Here is a 16,756-nt window from a genome sequence, read left to right as displayed (position 1 = left end):
TCGCATGAAAGACATTCAGACGTTGTTGAACGACGAGGACGGTACCGGTCTGGCCGAGTGGGTGAGGCGGGGTGAGGTTCAGCCCATCGATTTGCTGGAAGGTGTGATCCAGCGCATCGAGCAGGTCGAGCCGCAGCTCAACGCCCTGGCCGAGCGGTTATATGACTCGGCGCGCGTTGCAGCTCGGGATATGAAAAAGGGCGACGGCGTTTTCGCGGGCGTGCCCACGCTCATCAAGGACCTTTTTTCGCCGGTCAACGGCGCTGTCATGAGCAATGGCTCGCTGTCGATGGGCGAGTTTCGCGCCACGTTTGACTCGGAGGGTGTCAGTCGTTTAAGGCGCGCCGGTTGCGTGTTTGCCGGGACCACGACTGCACCGGAGTTCGGCACGTCCTATTCCACCGAGTCCACGCGTTTCGGCGCGACCTGTAACCCGTGGAACCTCGAGCACAGTGCTGGCGGTTCCAGTGGCGGTGCTGCGGCACTTGTCGCAGCGCGGGTGGTGCCCTTTGCCCATGGCAACGACGGCGGCGGCTCGTTAAGGGTGCCTGCGTCGTGCTGTGGCGTGTTCGGTTTCAAGCCCAGTCGGGGCCTGATGCCTTCTGGTCCGATGGTGGGCGAGGGCTGGGCGGGCATGAGCACCGCACACGCGATCACCCTGTCGGTGCGCGACAGCGCCGCCTTACTGGATGCCACGGCGGGTGCGGACCTGGGTGCGCCCTACGCGGCGCCTGTTCAGGCCACCTCCTATGTCAGCGCTGTGCAGCGTGACCCCAAACCCCTGCGCATTGCGTTGGTCGAACAGTCAGGCACCTGGCCAACCTCGGTCGAGAGTCTTGCCGCCGTGAGCGAGGCGGCGCAGTTGTGCGACTCCCTGGGGCATCGGGTCGAGCGGGTCAGTCTGCCTGTGGTGTTGCCCGAGTTTCTGGACCATGTGTTCACCATCATCGGTGCCAACACACGCAACCATGTCGACCTGCTGGGACGTATGAGAGGCTTCGATGTTCAGGAGGCTGAACTGGAGGCGCGCACACGCATTATCCTGCGCGACAAAGGCAACGTCAGTGGCGCGCAGTACACTGCCGCCGTCGAATGGATTCATGCCTTGGGTCGGCAGCTGGCGATATTCATGCAGGATTACGATGTGATTCTGTCGCCGGTGCTGACACGTGAGCCGGTGCGCATTGGCGAACTTGTGGTTGCAGATGTCAGCATGAGCCTGGATGAAATGATCGAACGTTCTCACAGGTATTCGCCTTTTGCGGCGTTGTTCAATGCCAGCGGGCAACCGGCGATGTCGGTGCCGCTCTCCTGGGGGGCAACAGGCTTGCCCATGGGCGCGCATTTTGCCGGACGGTTCGGCGAAGAAAGCCTGCTGCTGGCGCTCGCCGCGCAACTGGAGCGCGCACAGCCCTGGCGTGGACGTGTGCCGTTGGTCAACGCGCTTTTTGGATAACAGCGCGGTGCCTTGCGCGACAAAGGACATCGAAGCGGAAGGTTTCGCGCCTCAACGCCCGTGAGTGTTGCGCTCACGGCGCTGCCGGTTGAAGCAGCGGATTCAACAGGCAGCCGCCTGACTGAAACTTGGAACGTGCAGCGGTATCAGCGAACCTGTCTGTTGATGAGCGCAGGGCATGGTCCACAGCATCAGTCCGGTTGGTAGCAGGATAAAAAATAATCCGCACGCTCATGATCCGACCTGTGCAACCGCGCGTATGCAGAGGTTGGTTTTTTTCAGGTACTGATCTTGTCACGCTCGGGAGGCACATGGATCCGCGTCTGGCAGGCCTTTCTTTCCTGCTCACCCTTACCTGGGCCGCAACCGTAGGCCTGGTCATGTGGTTGTTTTCCTGATTTACGTTGTCGCAATCTTTGGATCTTCGGTAGTGGCGAACCAATGGCACTTCGAGCAGTCTGTATAAATTGTTCAAGGCTTGATGCTTGGCCAGGTCTTTGAACACTGCGCGACGGCCCTATCGGGCAAATTGATAAATACGATTACCGGATTGGCCCTGCAGGCAGCAAGGTCTTACGCATCGGGGAACGTTCTGCAGGGTTGAGCAAACGCCGATGTGTCATCACTATTTCCACTGCTGTTTTACCTTCAGAGCACCACTCCATGTTGACCACCATTGAAAGCACCCCTAATGAAATAACCGAGGTGCAGCTGGACCTGCGCTCGCTGATGACGGCCATCGACCGGTCGCAGGCGATGATCGAGTTCGATCTCGAAGGCAATATTCTGCACGCCAACACCAATTTTCTGGACTGCGTCGGATATCGTCTCGATGAGATACAAGGGCGGCACCATCGCATTTTCTGCACCCCCGACCATGCTTCCAGCCTTGAATATGCAACGTTCTGGAAAAAGCTGGGCGGGGGCGCTTTCGACGAAGGCCAGTACAAGCGATTGGGCAAGGGCGGCAAGGAAATCTGGCTGCAGGCCACCTACAATCCGGTGCTCGACGAACAGGGCAATCCGTTCAAGGTCGTGAAGTTCGCGACCGACGTTACTCACCAGCGCAAGACCAATGCCGAATACGAAGGCAAGGTGGCCGCCATCGAGCGCTCTCAGGCGGTGATCGAGTTCGATCTGAACGGCCGGGTACTCAACGCCAACGAAAACTTTTTGTCGATTCTGGGTTATCGCCTGGACGAAGTGCAGGGCCAGCACCACAGAATGTTTTGTGATGACGAGTACCTCAACAGCCCGGCCTATCGTGCGTTCTGGGCCAAGCTTGAGCGTGGCGAATACGACTCGGGCGAATACAAACGTGTCGGAAAAAACGGCCGCGAGCTGTGGATCAGCGCCACCTACAACCCCATCCTTGACCCGGATGGCCGTCCTTATAAGGTCGTCAAGTTCGCCAATGACGTGACTGAAAGTCGCGCACGCCAAGCCGAACAGGCCGGCAAGGTGACCGCTATCGAGCGGTCTCAGGCCGTGATCGAATTCGACCTGACCGGCAAGGTGCTGACCGCCAACCGCAATTTCTTGAACGTGTTCGGTTATGACCTCGAGGAGATCGTCGGCGAGCATCACCGCATGTTCTGTTCCGAGGAATTCATCGCCAGCCATGCCTATCGCGAATTGTGGGACAAGCTGGGTCGTGGCGAGTACGACGCCAGTGAATACAAACGCAAGCGCAAGGATGGCAAGGAAATCTGGATTCAGGCCACCTACAACCCGATCTTTGATGCTCAGGGCAAGGCATACAAAATCGTCAAGTTCGCCCTGGACGTGACCGAGGCCAAAGAAAGCAGTGTCGAGGATAAGGGTAAGGTCACGGCGATCGACCGTGCCCAGGCGGTGATCGAGTTCGATATGGCCGGTAACATCCTCACCGCCAACCCCAACTTCCTGAAAGCGATGGGTTACGGCATGCAGGAACTCAAGGGTCAGCATCACCGCATTTTCTGTGAAGAAGAATACGTGCGCAGCACGACCTATCGCGAGTTCTGGCACGGCCTGGGGCAGGGCGAGTTCTTCTCCGGGCGTTTCATGCGCATGAGCAAATATGGCCAGCGCATCTGGATTCAGGCCACCTATAACCCGATCTTCGACCACGAAGGTAAGCCTTTCAAGGTCGTCAAGTTTGCCATCGACATCACCCGTCAGGTCGAAATCGAGCAGGCCATCGAGGCCAAGACCGTGGCGATGGGTGAGTCGGTCAAGTCGCTGATGAACGCCATCGCCTACGTGGCACAAAGCACCGACACCGCCACCGAGCTGGCCAGACTCACGCGTGATCAGGCCAGCCGTGGTTCGCATACGCTGGGTAAAGCGTCCGAAGCCATGGGCATGATTGCCAAGTCCGCCGAAGGCATTCAGGACATCGTTCAGGTCATCAGCGAGATCGCCAGCCAGACCAACATGCTGGCGTTCAACGCGGCCATTGAAGCAGCACGTGCCGGCGAGCATGGTCTGGGCTTTTCGGTTGTGGCCGATGAGGTGCGCAAGCTGGCTGAAAAATCGTCGCGGGCCACCAAGGAAATCAACAAGCTGATTCTGGAAACGGTCAGCCGGATCGAGTCGGGTAACGAGATTTCCCTCAGCGCAGGCGAAGCGTTCGAGCACATCGTCGAAGGTGTCATGCAGACCACTCAGGCGATTGACGGGATTAACACCGCCACCGAGAAACAGCGTGTGTCTGCCCAGGAAGTCGAGGCACTGATCGTCGAATTGCACAAAGCCAATGCCAATGGCAGCACCGAGACGCTGGACAGGATGTCTCTCGGACAACCTGCATGAGCGGCATGAACGCTTATGGTGTGGTGCAGATCAACGGCACCTATCTGGCTGTCGTCGCGGACGCGCTGATGGAGGCCGTGCACTGGCCGACTGATCTGCAACCGCATCCGCTCACGCAGGGTGCGTTGCTGGGCGTGTTCACGTTGCGTGGCAAACCCTTACCGTTGGTGGATCTGCGCGGTCAGCTTGCCAGCGGTGCCGACCATTCGGCACCCACGGCGCTGGTTGCCATCCTCAAGTTCGGCGGCGGGTTTCTGGGGCTTGCGATCGATGCGGTGTGCGACATCCTTAAGGCGAGTGACTCGCAGTTCTGCTCGATAGGGCCTGGAGGCACCGGCACCGGATTGTTGCCGGAGTTGCTGTTGGGCAGCGAAGAGTCACGCATGATCTACAAGCTCGACCTGCAGGTGCTGGCCAACCTGCCGGGCGTGATGTTCGCGGCTGATCAGCACGCGCAGTTGCTCAAGGAGCAAGCGCAGGCGGCCAAGCGGCGTCTGCTGCATTACCTGGTGTTCGAATGCGACGGTCGCCATTTCTGCATTGATGCCAGCGTAGTCACCGAACTGGTGGACGGGCCTGAGATCAGTGCGTCGGATTTTGGCAGTGACTGTTGCTTTGGCGTGACCTCGGTGCGCGGCACGAAGGTTCCGGCGCTCAACCTCTCTGAAGTGCTGGGGCTGGATCATAAGCGGCAACCTTCAAAGCCCCAACTGTTGCTCCTGACCACACCGGAGGGACGGGTATGCGGGTTCGGTTACGACCGCATGGTTGCGATCCACCGGCAGGACCCGGACAGTCTGTTGGCAGTGCCTGGCTATGGGTTACCTCATCCGCAGTTGTTTGCTGGCGTGATGAACCTGCAGGAGGGTGAGCAAGCCTTGCTGCTCAATCACCCGGCGTTGCTGCAACGGCCTGAGGTCAGCAGCTATACCAAGGTCTATCAGCACGACGTGCAGCCGGCGCAAGCTTCGCATGATGTGACCAAGGCCATGCTGCGACATGCCTGCCTGCTGTTCGATGCACCTACCCGTTTCGTGGCACCGTTAAGTCAGATTGTCGAAATCCTTGCCGTGCCTCGGCAACTGATCGGCATGGCTCAGCCATCCACTCATCTGCTGGGGCAGTTCAACCTGCGCGGTGAGCAGGTGCCGTTGATCTGCCTGAGCAGCCTGCTTGGGGAAACGCCTGCGGAGCCGACTGAAGCCTCCCGCGTGTTGATTGTGCGCGGCGAGCGTCTCTGCTTTGGTTTTACGGTGAGTCGTGTCGACGCTATCGATGCGTTCAATCAGTTTGATCCGGCAATGCTGGATCAGGGCTGGCAGAACACGCTGGGCAGGGATATTTCGGTCAACGACCGGGCGCGCTCACTGGTCAGTGTCGGCAGTTCTGAACGCACCTTGCGTCTGACGCTGCTGGATCTGCAGGGCGTCGCCAGGCAGTTGGAGCGCAGCGTCGATCAGCGTGCAGTGGCCTGATGTGTGGTGAATCAATCTGAACCGAATGCGGCACACGTGGCCTTATATGAACAGCCACGAGTGGAGCATCTGACGATGACCGAGAAGAAAGACGAAAAGAAACCGGAACCTCGCGACGACGTGCCTGCGCACTCGACGCCTGAGGAAAAGGAACGCCTCAAGGATTTCAACAAGGATGGCATTCCGCCCGGAGCCTGCTGAAACCGGTCTTCACCCAAGCGCCCGGCCTGTCATCACAGGTCGGGCGTTTGGCATTCACAGGTGTGTGATGATCATTTTCCGGCGGCGAAATCGTGCAGGACACTGCCTTCCATTCGATAGCGCACCCACTCGTCCTGAGGCGCTGCGCCGATGGCTTCATAGAACTTGATGGCCGGTTCGTTCCAGTCCAGCACGCTCCACTCCAGGCGGCCACAGTCGTTGGCCACCGCTTCGCGCGCGATGTGGCGCAACAGTGCGCGCCCGGCACCGACGCTGCGGTGTTCTGGCGTGATGTAGAGGTCTTCCAGGTACACGCCGTTGCGCCCCAGCCAGGTGGAATAGCTATAGAAATACACCGCGTAACCGATGGGCTTATCGTCGTACAGGCACATCAATGCCTTGGCGGGCGCGTCGTCGGCAAACAGGGAACGCTGAATGTCCTCTGCGCTGGCCTTGACCTCATGACCGGCACGCTCATAGATCGCAAGTTCGGTGATAAAGGCCAGAATCTGATCGGCGTCGGCAGCAGTGGCGGGACGAATGTCGAGGGACACAAAGACTCTCCTTGGATGATGGACGCGGCATGATAGCCGTAGGGTCCTGCAATCCGGTAGTCAGGCGTCACGCAACAGGTCGTTGGCGTTGAGCAATTGCCAGGCGATATGCGGGTTTGCTTCCAGTGCCCGCCGAATGGCTGCTGGAATGGACTGGCGAGTCTTGCGGCATACCCCGGCCTTTTGCTCGACGGCAATATGGATACCGCGCATGGTTCGAACCTCGTTGAAGCCAGGCATGACCTCTACACGCACGCCCAGTTGTTCGGCGATCTTGTGCAGGACGTGCTCCAGATCGCTCAGGCTGGTGATGGCTTCCAGCCGTTCGAGCAGGCGCTTTTCCTGATCCCGGGTCAGCAGCAGAATCCGCCGGTCTGCATCGGGCGCGTCCAACTGGTCCCGCTCACAATCGCAGACGCCAGGTGGACAAGGGTTTCGTGTGGGTGGCGATGCATTCATGGCACCCAGCATAGCCATTGCGTGAGGCGTCTGACCATAGGTGTTTCAGGTCATTTATCGGGGTGCTCACACTATTTTTCTTCAGCGGGTCATAGGGTGTTTGAGGGTAGGGGGCTGGGTCTGGGCGGCAATCCTGCGATAAATGCGGCCGGCGATTTTTCTGATACATCGCGCGAGCCTTATCGCCGGCAAGCCGCCTCCCACAATTCTGTGTTTGCTACGAGACAGCGCAGCCCTGAAAAGGCGGCGGTCTCTCAGTAGGAATTGCATTCGGCCAGCGGCTCGCTCGTTGCGTGGGAATGCCCTTCAGGACGCTCAGCGTCCGTCCGGGATTCTGCGCAAGTTGCCAGCCCTGATGTAACGTGTGCAACGATCGATCAGATCAGTGCGGCCACTTCATCTCGCCCTTGATCACTTTGGCACTCATCTCCAGCGAGCTCGGCTCGGCCAGTTGCGGCCAGGTTTTTTGCATGGCGTCGATCAGCGCAGCGGAGTCCTTGGCCTTGGTGGCGTTCTCGTCGAAGGACTTGAGGTAGTCGGCGGTGAACGTCACGGCTTTGGTGCCTTCGGGCACCTGACCCAGGTAATGGCCCGGGATCACCGTCGTCGGTTTCAGCGCCTGGATGCCCTCAAGTGTCGCCAGCCAGTCCCTGCGGGATTTCGGCGTCTGCGTGTCGGCGATCCAGACATGAATGCCACTGGACACCACGACACCCCCGACAACAGTCTTGAGCGATGGAATCCACACGTAGCTACGCTCTGGCGTCGGGCCTTCCAGGCCTTTGATCTGCAGCGGCTGGCCTTCCAGCGTCAGATGATCACCCTTCAAGACTTCAGGCAGCACCAGTCTGGCAGGGGCATTGTCTTTGAGGATCGGCCCCCAGTACGCCAGCTTGCCCTGCATCGAGGCCTTGATGGCTTTGACGGTCGGCGCGCTGGCGACGATCTTCGCGTCAGGGAACGCGGCCTGAATCACGTCAAGGCCAAAATAGTAGTCCGGGTCGCTGTGGCTGATGTAGACGGTGGTGAGCTTCTTGCCACTGGCCTTGATCTTCTGCACCAGCGCTTGAGCGTCGTTGCGCTGGAACTGAGCGTCGATCAGCACGGCGTCGTGCTGGCCCGTGATCACTTCGGAAGAAACCGGGAAGATAGCGTTTTCAGCCGGGTTGTAGACGTCGATCTTCAGTGGGTCGGCGGCCTGTGCGGCCAGCGGAAAGAGTGTGGCGAAGGAGAGGGCCAGCAGGGAACTGCGCAACATGGGAATGACCTTTTCAAGTAGCAGAACAGAAGTGTCTTTATCTTAAGTTGCTTGAAGTGAAACAAAAGCCTCATTATTGGCAACTATCAGTTGCTTTAATCGGACGAATCATGGATCGCATCATGGCGGCGCGGGTTTTCATAGCCATCAACGAGCGAGGCAGCCTGATCGCGGCGGCTGAATCGCTGGATATGTCTCGGGCGATGGTCACGCGTTATCTGGCACAGATGGAAACCTGGGCGGGCGCGCGTTTGCTGCATCGAACGACCCGCAAACTCGGTCTGACGGCGCCCGGCCAGGTGACGCTGGCACGCTGTCAGCAACTGCTGGAACTGGCCGACGCCATGCCGCTGGCGGCCGACACGCAAGTGGACGAACCGCGTGGCATGTTGCGCATCGCCTGTTCCCAGTCGCTGGGGCAGACCGTATTGGCACCGGCGGTAACGGCCTATTTGCAACGCTATCCCGGCACCTCGGTGGATCTGCTGCTTGGCAATCAGGCCGTGGATCTTGTCAGCGAGCGTATCGATCTGGCGATTCGGATCACCAATCAACTGGACCCCAATCTCATCGCCCGGCCGTTGGGAATGTGCGAGTCGATCATGTGTGCATCGCCCGCTTATCTGGCTGCGCATGGCACACCGTCCCGGCCGCAGGAGTTGAGCAGCCACAACTGCCTGACCTATTCGTACTTCGGCAAAAGCCTCTGGGAATTTGTCATCGCGCAACAGCCGTTGAGTGTGCCGGTGGGTGGCAATCTCAGCGCCAATGATTCGGTGGTCTTGCTGGAAGCCGCAGTGGCCGGGGCGGGCATTACCCTGCAACCGGCGTATTCAGCCGCGCCATTGCTGGCCAATGGGAAGCTTGTCGCCCTGATGCCCGATTACTCGCCTCGCTCACTGGGCATGCACGGGATCTACACGTCGCGTCATCATCAGTCAGCGACGCTGCGCACCATGCTGGACTTTCTGGCGCAATGGTTTGGCGGGGAGGTTTTGTTGCGCAGGTAGGTCAGCAAGGCCTTTTACTGTGGGGATGTCTGTGTCCGTGCTGCCTTGGGACAAAAACTGGGCAGAGGGAGGCGTTGCCTCGGCAGGTCACGCGGTCGTGGGAGCGGACTTGTCCGCGAATGCCACGTTTCACACGCCACATCTCGACGGGATGTACCGGCCTCCACGCGGGCAGGCTGACCACGACGTTGCGCGTCACAGAGGGTATGGAGTGCGGATTCAGTGAGCCGAGTGCCTGGCTCAGGTCACCTTTGCGCCCTTACGGCGCCCTACTTTGAGGGACCAAAGTAGGCAAAGTCCCAAGCTCCGGTTCCGGCCCCGGCTTCGCCGGGGTTCCTTCGTCCTGACACTGATTCGGGGGTCGCCGCAAATGGGCCATCCATGGCCCAGTGCGGCTCAATCGGCATCCCTGCCGATTGCCCCCCGAATCAGCGCCAGAACTCAGCCTTCACCCGCGTCGCGATCAGCGGTGTCTCCACTGACGCGTAAAAAAGCGTGTCAGTGCTGCTGCGTTATTTGGAAAGTCAGAAGACTCACTTGAGCACGCCTGACTGGATAACGATGAAACCCGTGGGAGCGGACTTGTCCGCGAATGCAGTAGCCAAGCCACTGCATTTTTCCGGATGTACATGAAAAAACGCGCTCCCTCAGCAGGTCACGCGTTGGCCTTGGGATCGCGTTCTTCCAGAAACCCCAGCCATCAAGTCTTGAACTTGCGCACCAGTGCATCCAGCTCGTTGGACAGCGACGCCAGGCTGCTGGAGTCGGCGCGGGCCGAGTCCGACAGGTGTGCGATCAGTTGCGCATCGCCATGGATCTGGCTGATGTGCCGGTTGATGTCTTCGGCCACTTGGTGCTGCTCTTCGGCGGCCGTCGCGATCTGGGTGTTCATGTCGCGGATCACGTCCACCGATTCGCGAATCTGCCCGAAGCTGCTGCGTGCCTGACCGATCTTGGTGACGGAATCCTGGGACACGTCCAGGCTTGCGTTCATCTGTTGCGCCACTGATTTGGTGCGTTTGGCCAGATTGCCCAGCAAGCCATCGATCTCGGCGGTGGAGTCGGCCGTACGTTTGGCCAGCGCCCGGACTTCATCCGCCACCACGGCAAACCCGCGACCCTGCTCGCCGGCTCGCGCGGCTTCAATGGCGGCGTTGAGCGCCAGCAGGTTGGTCTGTTCGGCAATCGAGCGAATGGTGGCCAGAATCGACTGAATATCGACGCTGTCCTTCTCCAGTTGGGTGACGTCCTTGGCCGAGCGGGCGATTTCCTCACTCAACTGATCCACACTACGGACCGCATCGTCGATCTGGCGCTGGCCTTCACGGGCCTGCTGTTGGCCGCTGTCGGCCGAGTCCGCCGCCTGGCTGCAGGAACGGGCGACTTCGTTGGAGGTTGCGACCATTTCATGGAACGCCGTGGACACCATGTCCACCGCTTCGCGCTGACGGTCCGCTGCTTCGGCCATGTCATTGGAGACACGGGTGGAGCTTTGAGACGCCTCGAGAATCTTGTGTGCGGCCTGGCCGATGTGCTGGATCAGGCTGCGAATCGCGGTCAGAAACTTGTTGAACCAGCCCGCCAGTTGTGCGGTTTCATCGTTTCCGCGCACGGTCAGATCGTGGGTCAGGTCGCCTTCGCCTTCCGCGATACCTTCAAGACCGGTCGATACGCTGTGAATCGGACGCACGATGACGCTGGCGAACCTCGCACCGACGATGGCGAACACCAGCGCCAGTACGGCGGCGATGACACCGATCAGCCAGGTCAGGCGTGTGGCAGAGGCCATCACTTCTTCCTGCTTGATCAGGCCGATGAAGTTCCAGCCCAGTTGCTCGGACGGATAGACGTTGGCCATATAGCGCTCGCCATTGAGCGTGACTTCGACCAGACCATTGCTGGTCTTGGCCAGCTCGGCAAACCCTTCGCCCTGTTCACCCAGCTTCTTGAAGTTGTGTTCCGGTTGTTTAGGATCGACCAGTACGTTGCCGTTCTTTTCCATCAGGATCAGATAGCCGCTATCGCCGAGCTTGATCTGCTTGACGATGTTGGTCAGCTGCTTGAGCGACACATCGATGTTGACCACGCCGCCGGGGTTGCCGAGCTTGTTGGGAATCGCGCGAATGGTGCTGACCAGCACCGCATCGTCGGCGGCCCAGTAGTAGGCGTCGCTGCGCACGGTCTTGCCGACATTGGCCATCGCCGTCTTGTACCAGGGGCGAACACGCGGATCGTAGTTGCTCATCCTCGGGTCTTCCGGCGTCATGACATAACTGCCATTGATCAGGCCGTAGGACACGTAGGAGTAAGCCGGGTGCGCCTTGGCGATGCTGGCGAAGAATTCGGTCGCCTGCCTGTCGTTTTCCGACTGAGGCGTCGCCGCCGCGCCCATATAGTTTCTGAAATCGTCACCTGCGCCCGCAACCAGCGGATGCGCCGCAATGTAATTGACGTTTTGGGTGATGCCGTCGAAAAACAGCTGCATGGCGTTGTCGACCTGACGAATTTCGCGTGCGCTGCTGTTCACGAAGTCATTGGTCGCCTCATCGCGCAGGTTGACGACGACAACTGTCGCCACCACCAGAATAGGCAGGCACGCAATGACTGCAAATGCCCAGGTCAATTTCTGTTTGATGTTCATGTGAGCTCCGGAGTGTCCATTACTGCCGTGTGTTGGGCGCTGCATTTAGGCATGCAGTCTGTCGAACCAAGTCATCACCTGGAGCGCTGTCTTATGGTCTTCCACCAGAACGTCGGCATCGGAATGAGATCCTTTAGCGCTGATGGCGCGATCAGAAATTTCTGTCGTTTCTGGATCACGGCCTATAACCAAGGTCATTGCTGATGCGTTCGCTGCAGGCCAGCAACAGGTCCTGAAATCGTGCTCGCGCATCCTCAGGGTCCATAATGGCATCCGGACCTGACAGATTGATGGCTGCGATGACGTTTCCGGCGTGGTCCTTGATGGATGTGGCGATGGCTGTTGAATAATCCGAGCGGTGCAGCACCCAGCCGCGCTCACGGTCCTGCTCGATCATTGCCTGAAGCTCAGGCAGTGTGCGAGGCGCCGGGGCAGGGTAGTCGTCCAGCCGCAGGTGCTGATACAGACTGCCCAGCCCGGCGGCGTCCAGCGCGGTCAGTAACATGCGGCCCATCGCCGTGCAGTGGCAGGCGATACGGGTGCCGACGGGCACGTTCACCGAAAGACGCTGCGCAGCGAAGGCCCGGTAGAGGTACAGGCTGTCGGTCTGCTCGCGAATGCTCAGGTGGCAGGACAGTGAAGACTGATCGCGAAGCCGGTTCAGATGCGGCATCGCCACTTCGACGATGTCGCGGCTGGCCAGGTAGCTGAAGCCATCACTGATCACCCGCGCACCCAACTCGTACTGGGTGCCGTTCTTGTTCAGGTAACCCGTGGCGGTCAGAGTGAACAGAATCCGGTACACGGCCGAACTGCTGACCCCCAGGCGCTCGGCGATTTCGTGAATTCCGAGTGAGCGGGTCCGGGCTGAAAACATGCCCAGCACGCTCAACCCGCGTGCCAGGGCGGGGACGATGTAGTCGGTGTCTTTTTCAGTCGTGTCAGTCATGGATAGCTTCACACTGGCTCATGTTCGTTTTAGTCCCCGCCGGACGAAACACAGAATGTGTGGGCGGCGGATTCAGCCAGCCACCCTTGTTTTGTGGTCCTCTTTTCGAGCTCGTTGTGCAGCGACGAACACAGCGCGTCACAACGATTTCAAACACTCACCCCATCAAACTCCGTCATCGCATCCAGCAGCGCATCCTTGAAGTACGCCTGTGACGCCCGATCAAACAGGATCTGGAAACACGGCACCGATTGCGCGCCGAGGTTGATCACAATCACATTGATACGCGCTGCCGAGGTCTGAGCCACCGCGCCCGGCGGGAACGCGTGTACGCGAAGGTCCACGCCGCACAGTTTTGCCATGACCTCGCTGATGCACACGCCGCTCAGTTGCAGCCAGGCGTGGCTGTCCTGGCGTGGCAGCAGGTAGTTGGCAGCGTGGTCCAGCTCCCAGCGGGCTTCCTCGTCGGCGATTCGCTGGCCTTGATCCTGCGGGCTGCCCAGCAGCAGGTATTCGGTCTGTGACAGGCGCGCAACGTGGCTGCCGTTTACCTGAGTCACGGCCCGATTGGGCGCGTCGGGCAGGGTGAAGCCACGTGCGGTCAGGTAACCGGCGCTGTCTGCGCCGCGAAAACCGACACGAGGCAGGTCAGTCATGTCCTCAAGCGTACACAATGGCATCGGGTCGAGTCCGACAGCGCGTTCTGCAATAAGAAGGGTCATGGTTCAGAGCTCCTGGCGCTGATTTTCAGGGTCGAAGAAGGGCAGTTTCACAACGGTGGCCTGGACCACCACGCCGTCTTCAACGCGGATCGGAATCTGCTGGCCGGGCGTGCTCTGGTCGAACGCGGCGTAGGCCAGACCAATGATTTTGCCCAGTGTCTGCGAATACTCGCAGGAGGTGACGTTGCCGCTGATGTCCGGCCCTTTGAGCACCAGATGGCCTTCGAGCGGCAGCGGGCTGGCCTTGGGCAGCGTGAAACCCACCAGTTTGCGTTTCTGTGGCTGGGCTTCGAGGATGTCCACCGAGCGGCGGCCGACGAAGAAGGGTTTGGTGCGGCTGACCGCCCAGCCCATGTCGATCTCGGCCGGGTGAGTCATGCCATCGGTGTCTTGACTGATGATCACGTGGCCTTTTTCCAGGCGCAGCAAACGCTGGGTTTCGACGCCGAACGGGCGTATGTCGAACGCACGGCCCGCTTCGATCAACGCGTCCCATAGTGTGAGCCCATGCCGCGCCGGCACGTGGATTTCGTAACCCAGTTCACCGACAAAACCGACCCGCAGCAGACGTGCTTTGATGCCCGCGACCGTGCCTTGACGTACCCCCAGATAAGGAAAACCTTCAGGTGACAAATCCAGATCGCCGCATACCTGTTCCAACACTTTGCGCGAGTCGGGCCCGGCCACGTTGACCGCGCAGATCGCCGCCGTGACGTTGGTGATGTCCACGTTGAGGCGCCACTGGGCGTTCCACTTGAGCATCTGTTGATAGATGCGATCCACGCCGCTGGTGGTGGCGGTCACGTAGAAATGCTGTTCGGCAAAGCGCGCGCACACGCCATCGTCGATCACCACCCCCTGTTCGTTGGTCATCAGGGCGTAACGCGAACGACCGATCGGCTGCTTGAGAAACGCGAAGGTGTACAGACGGTTGAGCAGCTCGGCGGCGTCAGGCCCACGGATGTCCAGCCCGCCCAGCGTCGACACGTCGATGATCCCGACCTTGCCACGTACATGCGCCGCTTCTTCCTGCATGCACACATCACGTTGCGACGGCTTGCCGTAGAACGCCGGGCGTTGCCAGATACCGGCGGGCATCATTTTCGCACCCGCTTCAAGGTGTCGGCGATGCATGGGAGTCTGCCGATACGGGTCGAAGGCGCGGCCTGCAACGTGGGCCAGCTTTTCGGCCTCGAACGGCGGACGCGCCGTGGTCACGCCGGTTTCGCTGATGCTGCGCTGGGTCGAGGCGGCGACCAGGCGTGCCGTCGGCAGGGCTGAGTGGCGACCCTGAGAAGGGCCCATGCCGACCGTGGAGTAACGCTTGACCAGTTGAATATCGCGGTAGCCGATCCGGGTGGCGTTGACGATATCGCGCACTTGCAGGTCTTCATCGAAATCGACGAAGTCCTTGCCCTTGGGGTGCGGAAAGATCGGCCAGGCAAAATTGACACGCGCTTCGCTGCGCAGCGGTTGCAGGGTGCCGCTGAAGGCCAGCCCCAGCGCTGTGACCACGTCGGCGGCGGCGCGAGTCGCGTCGGCCAGCACATTGTCCAGTGCATGGCAGCCGTTGACGGAACCGGCGATGCTCAGGTTCTGCGGCAGGCCACTCAAGGCAAACTCGGCCTGGGTGTCGTCGTAGTCGAGTTTGCCGCCTGCCTGACACAGCAATTGGTAGGCAGGCATGTAACCGCCGGACATGCACAACACGTCGCACTCGACCGTCAGACCGCTGCTCGCCACCTGTCCCTGTCCGGTAATCTTGCGCAGGTCCGCGCCGCTGACGTGGCGCATGCCTTTTTCGTGCAGCGCTTCGAACACCGTCGTGCTCATGTGACAGGTGATGCCGCGTTGTTCGACGGCATTGTGCAACGCCCGGTCGGACGCGTGGGTGCGCATGTCGACAACGGCGGCGACCTCCACGCCCTGATCGTGCAGGTCAAGCGCCGCAAGGTAGCCATCGTCGTTGCCGGTCAGTACCACCGCGCGCTTGCCGGGTTTGACCGCGTAAAGCTTCATCAGACGCTGCACGGCGCTGGTGAGCATTACGCCGGGCAGGTCGTTGTTGCGAAAGATCACCGGCTGGTCGAACGAGCCGCTGCACACCAGGCACTGCGTGGCACGCACCTTGTACAGGCGCTTGCCCTGAATCACCGGCAGGTAATTGTCGGTGAACCAGGCGTTGCAGGTCGCTTGCTTGAGCACGCGGATGTTGGCGTGACCCTCCACGGCCTCGACCAGATCACGGCGGACCTGTTCGGCACGCAGGCCTTCGAGGTCGAAGCGGGCGTAAGTCAGCGAACCGCCGAGGATCGATTGTTGTTCGATCAGCAGCACCCGGGCACCAGCGTTGGCAGCGATCAGTGCAGCCTGCAGGCCAGCAGGCCCTGCGCCAACGATGGCCAGATCCGTGAACAGGTAGGCCTTGTCGTAATACTCCGGCTGGAATTTCAGGTCGAGCACACCCAGACCGGCTTTCTTGCGAATGATCGGCTCCCAGACTTTCCACATGCCCTTGGGCTTGTAAAACGAGCGGTAATAGAAGCCGACCGGCATGAATCTGGAAAACTTGCCCAGGTACGCGTCCTTGTCGTTATCCAGCGAGCCGTTGAAGTTCTGTCCGCTGGCTTGAAGGCCTTGTTGCAGCGCGAAGGTGTCGGCCAGCACATTGGGTTCGTGGGGCAACTGGATCAGGCTGTTGGCGTCTTGCCCTGCCATCGTCAGTGGGCCGCGTGGACGGTGATACTTGAACGAGCGCGAGAGCAGAAAACGACCGTTGGCCAGCAGTGCACTGGCTATGCTGTCGCCTTGCAGGCCCTGATAGGTCTTGCCGTCGAAACTGAACGTGAGTGGCTGGTTGCGATCGATCAGCAAACCCATGGGCGCGGGCAGGCGGGCGGGGGTGTTCATCCTGCGATCTCCTTGGAAGGCATGGGGGCGAAGTCGACGCGGGCGGTGAAGACCTCGCGTGGGTCGAAGGTGCGGATGATCTGGTCGCTGCCGGTGTGGCGCTCGGCCAGAAACCAGTAGCTGGACGGGTTGTGCATCCACCATTCACGCACCACGCCCAGTGTGTCTTCGCTGTTGAACACGTAGTCGGCCCACTCGGCGTCGCTGCAGGTCTGCGGGTCCGGCATGTGCTTGAACTCGCCGCCGTAGGTGAACTCGCTGATATTGCGCGGCCCGTTAAGCGGGCAGGTCATGATTTTCATGTAATGCTCCTTACCGATAACGG

The 16,756-nt window shown here is 60.1% G+C and carries 12 protein-coding genes and 3 pseudogenes; 6 read left to right on the top strand and 9 right to left on the bottom strand.

The window, feature by feature from the left end:
• The first annotated feature begins 4 nt into the window (after window positions 1-4).
• The 5 genes and pseudogenes from H8S56_RS03390 to H8S56_RS24625 all read left to right on the top strand — a co-directional run bounded on the left by H8S56_RS03390 (window position 5) and on the right by H8S56_RS24625 (window position 5,928).
• Entirely contained in the window at window positions 5-1,456 is a 1,452-nt protein-coding gene (locus H8S56_RS03390) for an amidase (RefSeq protein ID WP_187517866.1), read from the top strand.
• Between the two features lie 663 nt (window positions 1,457-2,119).
• Window positions 2,120-3,625: pseudogene (locus H8S56_RS03385) on the top strand (PAS domain S-box protein); the annotation flags it as partial.
• A gap of 33 nt (window positions 3,626-3,658) precedes the next feature.
• On the top strand, window positions 3,659-4,252 hold the full coding sequence (locus H8S56_RS24810; RefSeq protein WP_408003771.1) for a methyl-accepting chemotaxis protein: 594 nt from the start codon (window positions 3,659-3,661) through the stop codon (window positions 4,250-4,252).
• Window positions 4,249-5,727, top strand: a complete 1,479-nt coding sequence (locus H8S56_RS03380; protein ID WP_187517864.1) for a chemotaxis protein CheW — start codon at window positions 4,249-4,251, stop codon at window positions 5,725-5,727. Before H8S56_RS24810 ends, H8S56_RS03380 begins: the two co-directional genes overlap by 4 nt.
• A gap of 75 nt (window positions 5,728-5,802) precedes the next feature.
• A complete protein-coding gene (locus H8S56_RS24625; RefSeq protein WP_073162229.1) occupies window positions 5,803-5,928 on the top strand; it encodes a hypothetical protein in 126 nt (41 codons plus the stop codon).
• A gap of 71 nt (window positions 5,929-5,999) precedes the next feature.
• On the opposite strand, the gene H8S56_RS03375 is transcribed toward H8S56_RS24625, so the two are convergent.
• The 3 genes from H8S56_RS03375 to H8S56_RS03365 form a co-directional block, all read right to left on the bottom strand.
• Window positions 6,000-6,482, bottom strand: a complete 483-nt coding sequence (locus H8S56_RS03375; RefSeq protein ID WP_024696081.1) for a GNAT family N-acetyltransferase — start codon at window positions 6,480-6,482, stop codon at window positions 6,000-6,002.
• Between the two features lie 60 nt (window positions 6,483-6,542).
• Window positions 6,543-6,941, bottom strand: a complete 399-nt coding sequence (locus tag H8S56_RS03370; RefSeq protein WP_187518007.1) for a hypothetical protein — start codon at window positions 6,939-6,941, stop codon at window positions 6,543-6,545.
• Between the two features lie 382 nt (window positions 6,942-7,323).
• A complete protein-coding gene (locus tag H8S56_RS03365) occupies window positions 7,324-8,199 on the bottom strand; it encodes an MBL fold metallo-hydrolase (RefSeq protein ID WP_187517863.1) in 876 nt (291 codons plus the stop codon).
• 110 nt (window positions 8,200-8,309) lie between these two features.
• Here H8S56_RS03365 and H8S56_RS03360 point away from each other — a divergent pair, with 110 nt between their 5' ends.
• On the top strand, window positions 8,310-9,209 hold the full coding sequence (locus H8S56_RS03360) for a LysR family transcriptional regulator (RefSeq protein ID WP_214653913.1): 900 nt from the start codon (window positions 8,310-8,312) through the stop codon (window positions 9,207-9,209).
• 700 nt (window positions 9,210-9,909) lie between these two features.
• On the opposite strand, the pseudogene H8S56_RS24805 reads toward H8S56_RS03360, so the two are convergent.
• From H8S56_RS24805 to H8S56_RS03335, 6 genes and pseudogenes are all read right to left on the bottom strand, one after another.
• A pseudogene (locus H8S56_RS24805) lies at window positions 9,910-10,509 on the bottom strand (methyl-accepting chemotaxis protein); the annotation flags it as partial.
• Between the two features lie 258 nt (window positions 10,510-10,767).
• Window positions 10,768-11,694 (bottom strand): annotated as a pseudogene (locus H8S56_RS24800) (HAMP domain-containing protein); the annotation flags it as partial.
• Window positions 11,695-12,025: 331 nt separating this feature from the next.
• Complete coding sequence (locus tag H8S56_RS03350; protein WP_187517860.1) at window positions 12,026-12,799, bottom strand: IclR family transcriptional regulator; 774 nt, start codon at window positions 12,797-12,799, stop codon at window positions 12,026-12,028.
• Between the two features lie 149 nt (window positions 12,800-12,948).
• On the bottom strand, window positions 12,949-13,521 hold the full coding sequence (locus tag H8S56_RS03345) for a sarcosine oxidase subunit gamma (protein ID WP_187517859.1): 573 nt from the start codon (window positions 13,519-13,521) through the stop codon (window positions 12,949-12,951).
• A 3-nt stretch (window positions 13,522-13,524) separates the two neighbouring features.
• A complete protein-coding gene (locus tag H8S56_RS03340; RefSeq protein ID WP_187517858.1) occupies window positions 13,525-16,431 on the bottom strand; it encodes a 2Fe-2S iron-sulfur cluster-binding protein in 2,907 nt (968 codons plus the stop codon).
• Window positions 16,428-16,733, bottom strand: a complete 306-nt coding sequence (locus H8S56_RS03335) for a sarcosine oxidase subunit delta (RefSeq protein WP_024685138.1) — start codon at window positions 16,731-16,733, stop codon at window positions 16,428-16,430. The genes H8S56_RS03340 and H8S56_RS03335 overlap by 4 nt, the downstream gene beginning before the upstream one ends.
• Between the last annotated feature and the right edge of the window lie 23 nt (window positions 16,734-16,756).

This window comes from Pseudomonas triticifolii (assembly GCF_014358015.1).
In the GTDB taxonomy this organism is placed as follows: domain Bacteria; phylum Pseudomonadota; class Gammaproteobacteria; order Pseudomonadales; family Pseudomonadaceae; genus Aquipseudomonas; species Aquipseudomonas triticifolii.
The sequence above is the reverse complement of the archived record's forward strand: the minus strand, read 5'-3'. Positions and strand labels throughout refer to the sequence as shown.

Excerpts from the sequence above, each read along its gene's own strand:
- H8S56_RS03365 (WP_187517863.1), bottom strand. The coding sequence starts at position 8,199 with ATGTTGCGCAGTTCCCTGCTGGCCCTCTCCTTCGCCACACTCTTTCCG.
- H8S56_RS03340 (WP_187517858.1), bottom strand. The coding sequence starts at position 16,431 with ATGAACACCCCCGCCCGCCTGCCCGCGCCCATGGGTTTGCTGATCGAT.
- H8S56_RS03345 (WP_187517859.1), bottom strand. The coding sequence starts at position 13,521 with ATGACCCTTCTTATTGCAGAACGCGCTGTCGGACTCGACCCGATGCCA.
- H8S56_RS03335 (WP_024685138.1), bottom strand. The coding sequence starts at position 16,733 with ATGAAAATCATGACCTGCCCGCTTAACGGGCCGCGCAATATCAGCGAG.
- H8S56_RS03360 (WP_214653913.1), top strand. The coding sequence starts at position 8,310 with ATGGATCGCATCATGGCGGCGCGGGTTTTCATAGCCATCAACGAGCGA.
- H8S56_RS24625 (WP_073162229.1), top strand. The coding sequence starts at position 5,803 with ATGACCGAGAAGAAAGACGAAAAGAAACCGGAACCTCGCGACGACGTG.
- H8S56_RS03380 (WP_187517864.1), top strand. The coding sequence starts at position 4,249 with ATGAGCGGCATGAACGCTTATGGTGTGGTGCAGATCAACGGCACCTAT.
- H8S56_RS03390 (WP_187517866.1), top strand. The coding sequence starts at position 5 with ATGAAAGACATTCAGACGTTGTTGAACGACGAGGACGGTACCGGTCTG.
- H8S56_RS03370 (WP_187518007.1), bottom strand. The coding sequence starts at position 6,941 with ATGAATGCATCGCCACCCACACGAAACCCTTGTCCACCTGGCGTCTGC.
- H8S56_RS24810 (WP_408003771.1), top strand. The coding sequence starts at position 3,659 with ATGGGTGAGTCGGTCAAGTCGCTGATGAACGCCATCGCCTACGTGGCA.
- H8S56_RS03350 (WP_187517860.1), bottom strand. The coding sequence starts at position 12,799 with ATGACTGACACGACTGAAAAAGACACCGACTACATCGTCCCCGCCCTG.